This window comes from Streptomyces sp. NPDC045678 (assembly GCF_056432085.1).
In genome coordinates this window covers 575,732-589,119 of record NZ_JBWKJS010000003.1, presented here as the reverse complement: position 1 = coordinate 589,119, position 13,388 = coordinate 575,732, and the positions used below count along the sequence as shown (strand labels likewise).

Here is a 13,388-nt window from a genome sequence, read left to right as displayed (position 1 = left end):
CCTGACCAGCACGGCGGCGCAGATCACGCCGGGGCGGACAGCCTGGGAGTAAGCAGCTCCAGTGCCTCCTCCCACTGGAAGCGGTCCGCCCCGCCTCCGGCCTTCGGCCGGTGGGGCTCGTACGAGCCGATCAGGACGCCCATCTCGCGCAGCCGGTCCAGGCTCTGGCGGTACGCGGGGTGGGCGGCCTGGGCGGAGTTGAGGTACGGGAGGACGGCGGTGGGGATGCCGAAGCCGTACGCCTCGCACAGGATGCCGAGGGCCAGGGTGTCGGAGAACCCCGCGGCCCACTTGTTGATCGTGTTGAAGGTGGCCGGGGCGACCGCGATGGCGTCGGCGGGCGGCAGCGGGCGCGGGTCACCGGGCGAGCGCCAGGCCGAGCGGATCGGGTAGCCGGTCTGCGCCTCGACCGCCTCGGCGTCTATGAAGCCGAGGCCCTGCGGAGTGGCGACGACGCCCACGTCCCAGTTCGCCTCCTGGGCCGCGGTGATCAGCTTGCCGACGTCGCCGGCGATCCCAGCCGCGCACACGACGACGTACAGGAAGGGCTTCTTGGCCTGCTGGGCGGACTGGTCTGACTGATCGCTCACGCGGGGACTCCCAGTTGACGACTGAAGCGGTGCAGTTCAGGCAGCGTACGGCGACGATCGCGGGCGGCCATGTCAGCCACCAGTTCGCGGACGGCCGGGCGGCGGATGTCCTGGGCCGCGCAGCTCTCGGCGATACGGAGGGCCTGGTATCCGTCGGCCAGGCGGCCCTGCTGGCTGTAGGCGCGGCCAGCCTCGATCCACAGGGCGGCACGGCGCTCGGGGACAGGGATGTGCCGGCGCATGAGAGGGCGGGCGGTCTCCAGGGCGATGCCCGCGTCCCCGAAGGCGACGGCCGCGCTGAGTCCGTGCAGGGCGACGTTGGTCGGGCTGAAGTTGGCCCAGGCGTCAGGGTTGTCGAGCGCGACGTAGCAGGCGACTTCCTTCGCCTCGGTGAGGAAGTCCTCGGTAGCGGAGCGGTCGCCACCGCTACTGGCGGCGGTGACTCCGCGCAGAAGCAGCAGGCCGAGTGCCGCGAGGTACTTCGGGGAGCGCTGGTCGTACGAGCCCGTGAGCTGGTCGGCGGTGTGGCGGACGAGGGTGACGGCTTGGGCGGTGTGGCTGTCACGGGCCAGAGCGTGGGCATGGACGCGGACGCTGGAGGTGAGGACGACGGGATCGCCGGAGCGTTCGGCCTCGGCCATGGCGCGTCCGACCGCGAGCCAGGCATTGCCCTGGTCGCTCTGCTTGAGCAGCAGGCTCGCCGAGGTCTGGTACGCGGTGGCGAGGAGACCGGACAGGTCGCTCGAGCCAGGGGTGTCGCTGATGGCCTGCCGCAGCTGCCCGATCAGGACGGGCGGCGTGGTCTCCAGCTGGGTGTAGTCGCAGGTGCAGAAGAGGCGGCGTACGCCTGCGACTTGGTCCCGCAGGTTCTGGAGATCCGGCACCGGTTCGGTGGCCGCGTGGGCCGCTCCGGGCAGCAGGGACTGGACCAGATCCTGGTGAGCTGCGCTGGGGATGGTCGGGGCCGCGAGCGCGGCGATGCCGGCGGCGAGAACGGTACGGCGGCGCATGTCCTCTGTCTCGGGGTCGGAAGGGCTGATGTCCGAAGCGGCGGCGAGGCCGAGATGGTGTGGCGGAATCGCCAGCACCTGCGCGATCTCGCGCAGCATGCGAACGTCTTCCGTACCCCTGCCGTTCTCCAGGCGGCTCACCTTGGACTGGTGATAGCCCAGGGCGGAGGCGACGTCCCGCTGCGAGCGCCGCTGTAATACGCGTGCCTGACGGATCACTTCACCGATCCGTCTCGCTTCGCTTTGCGCTTCGGCCATCTGTGCCACGGCTCCTCCTGCCGTCGCCGATCCTGCCTGCTCAACCGAGCGTAATGGACTGGCAGTTCACCGTGATGCAGCTCCTGCATAGACGATGCAGCACTGGCACACGTCCTGGTTCGAGGGGCCCGTGTGGCGGTTGCGTGGAGTGGCCGAACCGATCCAGGAGGCCGCTCATGGAAGCGCACCAGATCCGGACTTCCGTCTCCGGCACGCCAGCCGGTGCCGCGTCCGCGCGCCGGCAGATCGCGGAGGGGATACGGGCTTGGGACGCCCTTCTCGGGGCTGAACTCCTGGACACGGCAGAGCTGGTGGCCTCAGAGCTGATCACGAACGCGGTGCGGCACGCACACGAAGGCCCGATCACGGCTGGCGCCTACCTGAGCGAGAAGGCACTCAGGATCACGGTGATCGACACCAGCTCCGTCATTCCAGCAGTCGGCCTGCCGGATGCGGACCAGGAAGACGGACGCGGGCTGTTCCTCGTCGCCGCACTCGCGGACCGCCACGGCTTCGACCAGCTGCCTTCCGGCAAGCGCTGCTGGGCCGAGTTCGAGCTCAGTGCCCCGCTCCTACCCGTCGCATCACACCTGCCCCTGCAGAGGAGTTGACTGTTGCCAGCCGTACGCATTCCCCCAGTCGCCGCGGAAGTGGTCGCCGTACGACCAAGCATTCCGCTGGCCGGGACAGTGACCGTCGATGGATCGAAGAACGCGGCACTGCCCCTGCTGGCCGCCGCTGCGACCATGCATCGCCCGGTGCACCTGAGCAATGTCCCGGCGAACACGGATGTCGAGACGATGCTCACCCTTCTCCAGCAGGCCGGCTGGCACGCGGCCCGTCCGGTCAGCGATCCGCACACCACGGTGATCCTGCCGAGCGACAAGCCGCAGCCGGATCCCGACCCCGAGATCGCTGCCCGTATCCGGGCCTCGTACTACCTGGTCCCGGCCCTGCTCGGCGCCTACGGACGGGCCCGCCTGCCCTGGCCAGGCGGCTGCGACATCGGGGAACGCGGGATGGAGCAGCACTTCAAGGTGTACGAGCGCTTCGGTGACCGCTCGACCGTAGATGACCACGGCTACCTCGTGGAGGCAGCCGCAGGCGGACAGGGGACGGCGTCAGTCATGCTGCCCTTCCGCTCCCGCGGTGCGAGCATCGCCGCCCTCCTGCGCGCGGTCGTCGCCGGACGGCCGCTACGTCTGGGCCAACCGAATCTGTCGCCCGAAGTGCTCAGTGTCGTAGAGGCGTTGCGGACAGCCGGGTGGGAGTGCCGGATCACCGAGACCGTCCTTGCGCTCCAGCCGCCTCGGTCCGTCTCCGGTGACACCCTCGCGTGGAGGGTGCCGGGCGACAAGATCGAGGCAGGCACCCTGGCCTGCGCGGTCGCGGTGAGCGGCGGCAACGCACACATCCTCGGCGTACGCAGCGACGACATCGCTCCGCTGGTCACCGCGCTGCGCTGGCTCGGCGTACCCGCCGATGCCGAGGGCGGCGCCCTCGCCGTCCAGGCCCAGGACGCCCAGCCCACCGGCCGACCGCTGCGAGCCATTGCCTCCCTGGCTCCCGGCGGCCTGGACGCGGACTTCGAACCACCGCTGATAGCCCTGGCGCTCACCCTTCCCGGCACTCACCTGTTCTCCGATGCCATGAACCCCGGCCGCCACGGCAATCTGCTGCCCCAGCTCGCTCGCCTCGGAGCCGAGATCGACGAACTGTCCCCCACGCAATGCCGTTTCACCGGTCCGCAGCAGCTCACGGGCGCTGGAGTAGAAGGCACCGACATCCGCACCGGCTCCGCCCTGCTCATCGCCGGCCTCACCGCTCGTGGCGTCACCACCCTCGGCGGCCTCGACCAGCTCCGGCGCGGTCACGCCGACCTGCCCGTCAAGCTGCACGCCCTGGGCGCCGACATCTGCGAGGTGATCCCGTGAACCGGCAGCTCCGGCAGATCATCGCCACGACCGACGTCCACTCCGCCTTCGACGCGGCCGCCCCGATGCTCGCCTACCTCCACGCCGCCAGGCCCGACAGCTTGATCGTGGACTGCGGAGACTTCTTCGAGGGCAGCGGCTTCTACCGCCTCGGCAGAGGGCGCATCGAGCGCGAAGTCCTCACCACCCTGTACGACCTGCTCGCGCCCGGAAACCACGGCTGGCCGCACTACTTCGAGCCGCAGCTGCACCGGATGACGGTGTGTGCGAACACGATCGACGACAGCGGCAGTCCGCTCTTCGACCGCGTACGCATCCAGAACATCGGCGGACGACGAGTCGCCGTCACCGCGGTGATGGGCCCGCAGGCGTTCAACGCCATCCCTGCCGGCCAACGCACCGGCCACCGCGTCAGCGACCCTGCCCAGGCCCTGCGCGAAGTGATGCTGGAGCACCAACACCGCGTCGACTCCTGGATGGTGCTGTCCCACTCCGGCTTCGAGGAGGACCTGAAACTGGCCGCCGCCTGCCCGTTCATCGACGTGATCTTCGCCGGGCACTGTCACACAGACGCCCTCGGCCCCGTGCACGTCGGCGACACCCTTGTGGTCAAGGGACGTGAACTCGGAGTCGGATACGCCACCGCCGAACCCGTTGGGCTGGGGTCTCCCCTGCTCGAGCGAAGCCGAGAACTTGGGGAACGCTGGGCCGCCCGCACCGGCGTCTTCCCTGGCGCCTCTACCGTCCCCCACGACCTCGACGCACTGCTGGGAAAGGTCTCGTCCGTAAGGCGACGGCTGAGGAGCCGCGTCGGCAACGTGAACGAGCTCTACCGAAACGTGCCCTTGGACAGGCGCCGACTACTCGAAGAGATCGCCAGGCGACTGCACACCGGCCTCGGCGCCGACGCGGTCATTCTGAACGAGACCGCGCTGCGTACTGTGCAGCTCGGTGACACCCTCACCCTCGGCGACCTGCTGGCCATCGAGCCCTTTGGCAACCAGCTCGTGCACGCCTTCCTCCCCGAGGATCGCACCCAGGACCACGACGAGCTGCTCGCCCACCTCACTGAACTCGTCGGCCCTCTGGTCATCGCCCCCGCTCGCCTGGCTCCGACGATCCGCACCGTTCTGACCACCGACTACCTCGCCGACAACTATCTCGGCGGGCGGCCCCTTCCCCAAGCTCGCGGCTCCGCTCAGGCAGGCGAGACCCAACTCGCCGGCATAGGGCTCGGTCAAGTCGTATGCCGTGTGCTGGCCACCCCGCTCTCCGACCCTGCCGACGCCAGCGAAGGATGCGAACAATGATCCTCACCGGGCCTGAGATCAAAGCGGCTGTGGCCGACGGCCGCCTGCGCATCACCCCCTTTGCTCCGGACCAGACGAACCCCAACAGCTACAACATCCGCCTGGGCTCCACCCTGATGACCTACACCACCAAGGTCATCGACGCCCATCGCTCCAACCCCACTCACTCGATCCGGATCGGCAAGGACGGATACGTACTTCAGCCCGGCGAGCTGTACCTCGGCCACACCATCGAGGAGGTCGGCTCGGACCTCTTCGTCCCACTGCTCTTCGGCCGTTCCTCAGTCGGACGCCTCGGCCTGTTCGTCGAGATCACCTCCCCTATCGGCGACATCGGCTTCCACGGCCAGTGGACTTTGATGCTCTCGCCCATCCGCCCGCTGCGGGTGTATGCGGGCATGAAGATCGGGCAGATCATGTTCTTCGTCTCCACCGGCGACGTTGACCTGTACCGCGGCAAGTACCAGGGTGCCGTCGGCCCGCAGTCCTCCCGCTACTGGCGGGACGCGGCGCGCATCCAGGCGGTCGCCTCATGATCCTCACGGGCCGGGCCATAGCCGACGCCGTCCGCGCAGGCGAGATCACCATCGCTCCCTACGACCCTGCGCGGCTGTCCCCCAATGCCTACGACTGGCGGCTGGGCGACACGATCCGCATCTGCGACAGGGATCTGGACGCCGCCGCTCCCACCGCCTTCACCGAACACCCCATCCCCGTCTCCGGCTTGGTCCTGCAGCCCGGCGTGCTCTACCTCGGCGTCACGCTGGAGAAGACCGGCTCGGAAACGTACGCGCAGCTGCTCAACGGCGACCGCACCATCGGCACCCTCGGCATCTGGGTTCACGTCTCGGCCCCGCTCGGCCACCAGGGCCACGCGATCCGCTGGACCTTGGAGATCTGCGCCGCCAAGCCCGCCCGCGTCTATCCGGGAATGACCTTCGGCAAGCTCGTCTTCCTCACCGCCCTCGGCACCCCGGCCAGCTACCAGCAACAGCGCGCCAAGTACGCGGCCACGAACGGCATCGACATCTCCCGCCTGTACGAAGAGAACCCCCAAGGAGCGCTGTGAGCCCTCTCGTACGCCCGGCTGCGGGCCCACTGACCGCCACTTTCCTCGATCTCCCAGCCGGAAGCCCCGGCGGCAGCGTCGAACTCTTCCTCGACCTCTACACCGGCGACAAGCCCCTCATCCCCGCACGGGCCTTCATGCTGGCCCCCGCCGCGCCATCCAGACCCCAACTACCAACTGGGCTCGACCTATTGACGGTGACCGGGAAGTGTCTGGAAGGCGCCGCCTTCGGTCGCTACGTCGCAGCTCTGCGTCATGCCCTGGTGACCGCGATTGACCCATCCCAGATCGGCGTGCTGCACCTGCAACACCTCACGTTCGGCGCCACCCCCGCCTTGCTCCGGGCCTTGCCATCCCACCCCCGGATCGCGTTGGTCCACGGCACCGACCTGCTCTTCGCCGAAGCCCATCGCGACCAGCTCCAAGTCCTGCGCGAGACAACGAGGGCCACCGACGCCATCGTGGTCCCCACCAGCGCTATGGCCGACCACCTGCTCAAGCTCGCCCCACAGGCCGACCGCCGCAAGATCGTCCACATTCCCTGGGGCATCCCCGACCGCCTGCTCACCGACCCACCACCCCGGCCCGCCCGCACCTCCATCAGCCACCTGCGGCTGCTGTACGCGGGACGGCTGACCGCCGAGAAGGGCGCCGAGCACCTGATCACCAGCCTGGCCCCCATCCCTGGCATCGAACTGAGCATCGCCGCCCCCAGATCCCAGTTCAACGCCTTGGCCCCGCTGCTCCAACGGACCGGAGTGAGAGCCCATTACCTCGGCTGGCTCCGCCGCCCACAGCTGTGGAAAGCCTTCACCGAGCACGACGTACTCGTCATACCGTCCACCACCCTGGAAGCCATGGGACTGGTCGCGCTGGAGGCCCAAGCCTGCGGCCTGCCCGTCCTCTACCAGCCCGTACCCGGCCTCAACGAGGTCCTCGCCGCGTCCGGAGCGACCACCGACTTCACCCACTCCGCCGTGCTCGCCCGCGACCTCGACCGCCTACGGACCGCATCCGGACTGCTGGCTGCCCTGCGACAGGCGGGCTACACGAACGCCGCCCGCTACCCCCTGTCGACGACTGCTCAGGCACTGATCGACCTGGGCGACCAACTCACATGAGCGGGACTCCGAACCGGGTCTCGAAGAACGGTCTACCGCGCCCGGTGCCGACGACACGCCATTGCTCCACCAGCCCTGGCCGCGTCACTACGCTGACTCGGCAGGATGCCGACGGCGAACAGGGAGACCATGACCGACCACATCGACCGCATCGAGCAACTGCTGAGCGAAGGCGTCCGCGACAAGGTCTACCCCGGCGCCGTATGGGCAGTTGGTGACGCCACCGGCATCCGCGCCCGCGGTGCCACCGGACTCCTCGACCCCAACGAGCCGGACGTGCCGGTGCGGGCCGACACCGTCTTCGACGCCGCCAGCCTCACCAAGATCCTCGCGGTGTGGGCCTCGATCGGTGCCCTCTGGGAGGAGGGCAAGCTCGACCTCGACTCCCCGCTCGGCTCCTTCTGGTCCGAAGTCGACAGCCACCCGCTCGGGATCGTGACCGCCCGCCACCTGCTGACCCACACCGCCGGTGTCCCCCTGCGAGCCCAGCTCAAGAACCTGTACGGCACAGACCCCCAGGACGTCCGCGACGGCGTCCTCCACGAGGCCCTGCACCGCCCGCCCGGCGAGGCCGTCGAGTACACCGACCGAGCCGCCCTCATTCTCGGATACCTCGCCGAGTACCTCTCCGGCCAGCGCCTCGACCAGCTCGCCACAGAACGGACCTGGCAGCCACTGGGCATGGACTCCACCCGCTTCGGACCACTGCCCGCCGAGATCGCCACACAGTGCGCACCAACCGAACTCGACCAGGACACCGACACCCACCTCAAGGGCATCGCCCACGACTTTTCCGCCCGGCTCCTGGGCGGAGTGTGCGGCATCGCCGGCGCCTTCACCGTCCTCGACGACCTCGTCGCCTTCCTGCGCCACATGCTCACCCCCGCCGCTGCACCCGGACGGGCAGGATTCGGCCCCGCCTGGACCACGGAATCGCTGACCACACAGACCGGCGAACTGGAGCCCGAACGCGGCCTGTTCTGGCACCCCGCGCCTGGCAGTGCCCCCACCGACGACGTCTGGGTCCACTACGGCTTCACCGGCACCGGCATGTGGATCTCGCCTCGTCAGCAACGGTGGGCGGTGCTGCTGGCCAACAAGCTCTACTACACCCGCGACCGCCAGCCGCTGACAGACATCCGCAATACCTTCCGCAGGCTCGTCTTCACCTGAGACGGCAGCAGTCCCGAGGTGCAGGTCGAGGTCGACACCCGTGAGGGCGGCAGGGCGTCCGTGGTGCACGACTACGGGTACAGAGGCGCCGGGGTGACCTCGTCATGGGGGTGCGCTCGGGAGGTTGCACTGCTGTTGGCGTGAGGTGGGCGGTGATCTGGTGGCTACGATGTCGTGCCCGCTTCAGCTCGCCGCAGCCCAAGGCTGATTGAGGAGAATCCGCAGTGCGTATGTCGTCGCGCGCGCGGCCCCTGGTGCCACTCGCTGCTCTGCTGATGGCGGGATGCTCCTCCTCGGAATCCCCGGCGACAACGTCCGCCAAGCCCGCCGCCGAACGTGCGGCGGCCGCCGCACCGATCAAGGCAGATGGAATCGACAAGAACTCCATCTGCCGAGCCGCGCTCACGGATGCTCAGCAGCAGGCCGCCGGTATCGAGGACACCGAGCCCGACTCCGACAAGGGCGAGGTCAGCTGCTACTTCTTGATGACGTCCGACGAAGAAAATTCGGCAGGCTACGTCGTCAGCTTGTTCAAGAACGAAACCGCGCTGCTCCAGGTCGCCGACGCGACGGACTCCAGCCCGACGAAGGCCGTCCCTGTGGTCCTCAAGGGCCGTAACGCTGCGCGGCAGGTCATGTACGGCGACACCTGACGGTCGTCGCTCACGGTGGACATCGGAGCGGGTCAGTTCCTGTACGTCGAGAGGTACTCGCCCGCCCACGTGGTGGCCGAGAAGGACCTCAACAGCCAGGTGCGCAAGGTGGCTGGACAGGTACTGGAGAATCTGGAGAAGGGGCGTGCGTAGCGGAATCGCCGCGGTCTCCACCCGAACCGGGGCGGTTCAGCACAGCCACGTCTCAGCTAAAGTCCGACCCGCTCTCATGGTCACCGGGTGGTCACGAACTTCTCGGGTGATCGTCTGACCTGCGATCTTACGCCGGAAGGGCCTGTGAGTTGCGAAAACTACCCTCAGTAGTTGTCGCCGTTTTCCGGGCTCTTCCTGGCCCTTGTGCCCTGCGTGTGCCCTCGGGGCACAGGGGCGCACCCTCGGGTTCCGCCCCGCCGTACTGGTCGTACAGCGGGGCGGTTCTGTTGCGAGCGGGCGCTGGCGCACTCGTGTGAAGGCGCCGAGAATGGTGCGCTCGGTGCGGACGAGCGGTGATCATGGAGAGATGCGAGGAAGCATCACGAACAGAATGCCTCCGCAGATCACAACCATGACCCTCGGCAGGACGTCGCACAGGAGGACCGGACCGTCACGAGTGAGCAAAGAGTTGTCCCGCGCCTCCAAACGGTGCCTGGCCCAGAAGAACAGGGCGTCTCCGGACCATCCGACCAGAGCTGCCGCGACAAGCTACAGCAAGCGCTCCCGAAGCAGGGCACCTGTAAGTTCGTCTCTGCGAACGGCCAGAATGCTTGCTATTCCCTGGCACTTGATCAAGCTGTAGCGCCAGCCCCTATACCGGGGGTCTGGTTCCAGCTCCTTAGCCTGTCGGTTGCCTTTCCCAGCGGGCTGCTCATGGAGTCTAGGGTCGACGCACTCGGAGAGGTGTTGATGTAGAAGAGGGCTTCGTATGGGTTGCTGTCGTCGCCGCCCCATCGGATGACTCGCCCGCAGTCGTCCAGGATGCTGCGAACGGTTTGTCTTTGTGCCTTGGTCAGACCGCCGCTGATCCCCTTGACGTAGGCGCCAGGGCGGATGGTTACGGCAGTACCGGATGCCTGGTTGGATTCCGGTCCCTTGGCATCCAGTTCCTCGATGGGACGCCAGCCGAGCACTTCGCCCTTCCGGAGGGTCTCGATCTCGTAGTGCCAGCGTCGGATGACGTGCACGAGGAGGGTCTCGACCATGCCGATCCGAGTGTCGATGCTGAATCCTGTCCCAGGTATGGAACAAGTCCACACTCCTTGACCGGCGTTGGCACTGTCGGCCAATGCCCAGCCGTTGGTCGACGTCGGATGCGCGTCAGCGTCAGGGCTTGGTCTGCCTGCCTCGGCCACTGCTGATGCGGGTGCCAGCAGCCCTGCCGACGTCGATACGATAGCTGCGCCGACGCTGATTCCGGCGATGCTCTTGAGCAGTGCCCGTCGCGGCATTGCCTCTTGTGTCATGGCTGAACCGTTCCTTCACTTGAAGAGCGCGAACGCGATCACGGTGAGTAGGTAGGGCACAGGGAGAGCGAGGGAGGCCACGAGCCAATGCCGCCAGCGCCGTCCGGTACTGGCGGGGAACAGCACATCGACTGTCAGGACCAGCAGCAGTCCCAGTCCACCGATGAGGATCACACTTGTCCTGTGCCATCCGGCCGCTTCGATCATGCTCGGATCGCCGCAGTCAGAGGCGTATCCGGAGGTATCCCAAGCGCACGGCCGGTACTTGGTGAGCAGTAGCCAAGCAGAGTGGATCGGGAGCATGGCGGGAATGCCGAGCAGCAGGTTGACCCCCACCGGGACCAGACGTTTCCATCGGACGGGCCGGACTGGGGTGTCGCTGTCCTGAGTTCTCGTCGTCCTCACCTCATGCGCGGGGTCACACCACGGATCGCGTACTTGCGAAATACGCTGTTGTACTTGTCTTCGAACAGCCGGTACAGGCCCATACGCAGCTTGGCCTGTTGCGCCGCTTCACTCGTGTTGCCCTGGTAGAACTTCAACAGGGCCTCGGTGTCCTTGTCACTGGTCGTCAGGCCGGGGCGGGCCAGCCCGTTCTCGTGTGCGTGGAGAATGTGCATGTACGGCACGGTCGAGATGTTGTACGACTGATTGAAGTGCAGCTTCTCCCAGACGGGCCAGATATCAGCATCTTTGGATGGGTCACGCTTGGCCTCGTCCAGGAGTCCCAAGTCGACGCCGTAGTTGCGGGCAACGATGGCCCGGGTGCCGAAGATCTGCCCGATGCCGGTGGAGCAATCGTTGAACGGCGTGAGCTTGTTTCCGAACTGAGTTACCCAGTCCGGGAGGTTGCCGTCGTTGTAGTAGTCATACACGCAGGCGTCGGAGAAGTCGTCGTTGGCCTTGGGGACGGGGAGGTCAGCGATGGCCGTGATGTTGTGGTGTCGTAGTTCCCAGATAGCAGAGACCTGGATCAGCGCCTTGCGCATCTTCAGGATGCGGGCGAGTGAGGTGAACAAGTCGTCCCAGTTCAGCATGAACTTGACGCAGAAACTGGTGGTGTACTTGGTCTTCCCGAGCGAGGGCCAGCTATCCGGCGGACCGTCTTCTGGGATACCGATCGACTTCATGTACGCCTGGACGTCCTTGATCAGCTGGTCTTTCCAGGACATATCGAAGGCGACGTCCAGATCCGCCTTTGCCGGCGGGGTGTTGAAGCTGTTCTGGCCGACTTCCAGGCCGGAGGCGATGTCGTTGTCGATTTCGATCTTGCCGTTGCCGGAACCGACAGAGACGGTCTTGATCTGGTCGATGGCCCAGTTGGACGGCATCGGGAAGCCGAGGTTCCCGGAGTAGCCGGCAGACATATTGGAGACGAAACTTGCGCTGGCCAGCCCGGCCTCGGACACGCGGGAGCAGGCGTTGCGGGTGGCGTAGATGCCGACCTTGTAGAGACCGCCAGCCTGCGCTATCCCCTCGTTGATCCCCTCGAAGTGGGGGATCAGGTGGGAGGTGATCTCTTCGTCGGTGTTGTCGTAGTCGATGGCGAAGTAGATACGGGTGCCCTTCTTGAACCCGTGCCCGATAGCAGCTTCGGTGGCGGCGACTGCATCGGAGGTGCCCTGATAGCGGCTGAAGTAGGACGAGCTGTCGCCGTATGTCTGGTAGATAGGGAAGCAGCTGAGTCCGGCATCGGCCATGGTCTTGAGCTCGCCTGGCTTGATCACCTTGTCAAGGCTGGTGCCGGGGACATTCGTCAGATACCGGCCGCCGACTCGGTATCCAGCTGCGTGCAGGGACTTGGCGCGGGCTGCGGTGACTTCGTCGGCGCAGTCGAACGCGGTTCCCTTGCGGGTGTCATCGCCATAGGAGACCAGGAGCGAAGCCCACGTCTGGAAGTCCGCGGTGCCGTTGACGCTCAGCTTGAGGAAGCTCTGGAACGAGCGGACGGCGTTGGCCAAGGCTGAGGTGTAGCTACTGGTGAAAGAGACGCCCGGGCGCCGGTTAAAGATCATGGAGGCGGAGAAGAGCTGCACCCAGGTACCGCTGGAGCCAGTCGACAGCGTGTGCTCCTTGAGCCCGGACTTGGTGCCGGGGCCGAAGACGCCGTTGGCCACTCCGTCAGCCATGCCGAGCTCGTACTGGATAGCGAACAGCATCGACTTCTGTACGTCACGAGAGAAGTGACCGTCGCAGGGGATGATGAAGTAGTCCTTGCGGAGGACGTACTTTCCGTTCATCCACTGCTCGATGGACCGGATGGCGTCCGAGCCTCCGCTGACGGTGTCGTAGGCGTCCATGTTGAACAGGCCCTTGGCCGTCTTCGGCCACAGTGAGCCTTCTGGATAGATTCCGTCCACGCCCATGTTCCGGTGCAACTTGGCGACGGCGGCCTTGACCCGGTCGTTGTACTTGCCGTCGATCTCGCCGCCGTCGTAGCCCTTGCAGTACAGAGCGGACTGGATGACCCGGCAGAAGTTCGCCGACGGGATGGTCGTCGCGTCAAGCTTGCCGTACTTCTCGGCGATCGTTGCCAAGGTCGTCGGGCCGAAAGCGTCCGACAGGGCCTTGATCCCCATCTCGTACTGGAGCGCCCGGGTCAGGGCGTACATGACAGTCCAGGACGTTCTCCCGTTCTCCTCCAGCTTCGATATGCCGAGCGACGAGCCGTCGTTGTAGGTGGTGTTGATGAATCTCTGGGCGCGACGCACCATCTCGTCAGCCACGGGGCTTCTCCTTCACGGATCGAGAGCGGCGGTGGGCATGTCCGGCGCTGCGAGCCCGATCACCGTAGCTGCGGTCTAGACCTT

At 66.7% G+C, this 13,388-nt stretch carries 14 protein-coding genes; 9 read left to right on the top strand and 5 right to left on the bottom strand.

Annotated elements, in window-relative coordinates; translation table 11 throughout:
- Positions 1-23: 23 nt before the first annotated feature.
- Positions 24-590, bottom strand: coding sequence for a flavoprotein (locus tag AC07DO_RS13680; RefSeq protein WP_479059378.1), 567 nt, complete (start codon positions 588-590; stop codon positions 24-26).
- On the bottom strand, positions 587-1,858 hold the full coding sequence (locus AC07DO_RS13675) for a helix-turn-helix domain-containing protein (protein WP_479059377.1): 1,272 nt from the start codon (positions 1,856-1,858) through the stop codon (positions 587-589). Before AC07DO_RS13675 ends, AC07DO_RS13680 begins: the two co-directional genes overlap by 4 nt.
- A 176-nt stretch (positions 1,859-2,034) precedes the next feature.
- On the opposite strand from AC07DO_RS13675, the gene AC07DO_RS13670 reads away from it, so the two are divergent.
- The 9 genes from AC07DO_RS13670 (at position 2,035) to AC07DO_RS13630 (ending at position 9,271) form a co-directional block, all read left to right on the top strand.
- Entirely contained in the window at positions 2,035-2,469 is a 435-nt protein-coding gene (locus tag AC07DO_RS13670; RefSeq protein WP_479059376.1) for an ATP-binding protein, read from the top strand.
- A 39-nt stretch (positions 2,470-2,508) separates the two neighbouring features.
- Positions 2,509-3,792 carry a UDP-N-acetylglucosamine 1-carboxyvinyltransferase gene (locus tag AC07DO_RS13665; protein WP_479059737.1) on the top strand — a complete coding sequence of 428 codons (1,284 nt, stop codon included), beginning with the start codon at positions 2,509-2,511 and terminating at the stop codon, positions 3,790-3,792.
- Positions 3,789-5,102 (top strand): metallophosphoesterase, encoded by a 1,314-nt coding sequence (locus tag AC07DO_RS13660; protein ID WP_479059375.1) that lies wholly within the window; start codon positions 3,789-3,791, stop codon positions 5,100-5,102. The genes AC07DO_RS13665 and AC07DO_RS13660 overlap by 4 nt, the downstream gene beginning before the upstream one ends.
- Complete coding sequence (gene dcd / locus AC07DO_RS13655) at positions 5,099-5,638, top strand: dCTP deaminase (protein ID WP_479059374.1); 540 nt, start codon at positions 5,099-5,101, stop codon at positions 5,636-5,638. Before AC07DO_RS13660 ends, dcd begins: the two co-directional genes overlap by 4 nt.
- Complete coding sequence (locus tag AC07DO_RS13650; protein ID WP_479059373.1) at positions 5,635-6,171, top strand: dCTP deaminase; 537 nt, start codon at positions 5,635-5,637, stop codon at positions 6,169-6,171. Before dcd ends, AC07DO_RS13650 begins: the two co-directional genes overlap by 4 nt.
- Positions 6,168-7,292, top strand: coding sequence for a glycosyltransferase family 4 protein (locus AC07DO_RS13645; RefSeq protein ID WP_479059371.1), 1,125 nt, complete (start codon positions 6,168-6,170; stop codon positions 7,290-7,292). The genes AC07DO_RS13650 and AC07DO_RS13645 overlap by 4 nt, the downstream gene beginning before the upstream one ends.
- A gap of 129 nt (positions 7,293-7,421) precedes the next feature.
- On the top strand, positions 7,422-8,465 hold the full coding sequence (locus tag AC07DO_RS13640; protein ID WP_479059370.1) for a serine hydrolase domain-containing protein: 1,044 nt from the start codon (positions 7,422-7,424) through the stop codon (positions 8,463-8,465).
- A 224-nt stretch (positions 8,466-8,689) separates the two neighbouring features.
- Positions 8,690-9,118 (top strand): hypothetical protein, encoded by a 429-nt coding sequence (locus AC07DO_RS13635; RefSeq protein ID WP_479059369.1) that lies wholly within the window; start codon positions 8,690-8,692, stop codon positions 9,116-9,118.
- A 15-nt stretch (positions 9,119-9,133) separates the two neighbouring features.
- Positions 9,134-9,271, top strand: coding sequence for a hypothetical protein (locus tag AC07DO_RS13630; RefSeq protein WP_479059368.1), 138 nt, complete (start codon positions 9,134-9,136; stop codon positions 9,269-9,271).
- A gap of 632 nt (positions 9,272-9,903) precedes the next feature.
- Here the strand turns inward: AC07DO_RS13630 and AC07DO_RS13625 are convergent.
- The 3 genes from AC07DO_RS13625 to AC07DO_RS13615 all read right to left on the bottom strand — a co-directional run bounded on the left by AC07DO_RS13625 (position 9,904) and on the right by AC07DO_RS13615 (position 13,304).
- On the bottom strand, positions 9,904-10,578 hold the full coding sequence (locus AC07DO_RS13625) for a hypothetical protein (RefSeq protein WP_479059366.1): 675 nt from the start codon (positions 10,576-10,578) through the stop codon (positions 9,904-9,906).
- Positions 10,579-10,593: 15 nt separating this feature from the next.
- Positions 10,594-10,914: a hypothetical protein gene (locus AC07DO_RS13620; protein WP_479059365.1), complete on the bottom strand. Its 321-nt coding sequence runs from the start codon at positions 10,912-10,914 to the stop codon at positions 10,594-10,596.
- A 65-nt stretch (positions 10,915-10,979) separates the two neighbouring features.
- On the bottom strand, positions 10,980-13,304 hold the full coding sequence (locus tag AC07DO_RS13615; RefSeq protein ID WP_479059363.1) for a glycoside hydrolase domain-containing protein: 2,325 nt from the start codon (positions 13,302-13,304) through the stop codon (positions 10,980-10,982).
- Between the last annotated feature and the right edge of the window lie 84 nt (positions 13,305-13,388).

Excerpts from the sequence above, each read along its gene's own strand:
- AC07DO_RS13675 (WP_479059377.1), bottom strand. The coding sequence starts at position 1,858 with ATGGCCGAAGCGCAAAGCGAAGCGAGACGGATCGGTGAAGTGATCCGT.
- AC07DO_RS13670 (WP_479059376.1), top strand. The coding sequence starts at position 2,035 with ATGGAAGCGCACCAGATCCGGACTTCCGTCTCCGGCACGCCAGCCGGT.
- dcd (WP_479059374.1), top strand. The coding sequence starts at position 5,099 with ATGATCCTCACCGGGCCTGAGATCAAAGCGGCTGTGGCCGACGGCCGC.
- AC07DO_RS13650 (WP_479059373.1), top strand. The coding sequence starts at position 5,635 with ATGATCCTCACGGGCCGGGCCATAGCCGACGCCGTCCGCGCAGGCGAG.
- AC07DO_RS13640 (WP_479059370.1), top strand. The coding sequence starts at position 7,422 with ATGACCGACCACATCGACCGCATCGAGCAACTGCTGAGCGAAGGCGTC.
- AC07DO_RS13625 (WP_479059366.1), bottom strand. The coding sequence starts at position 10,578 with ATGACACAAGAGGCAATGCCGCGACGGGCACTGCTCAAGAGCATCGCC.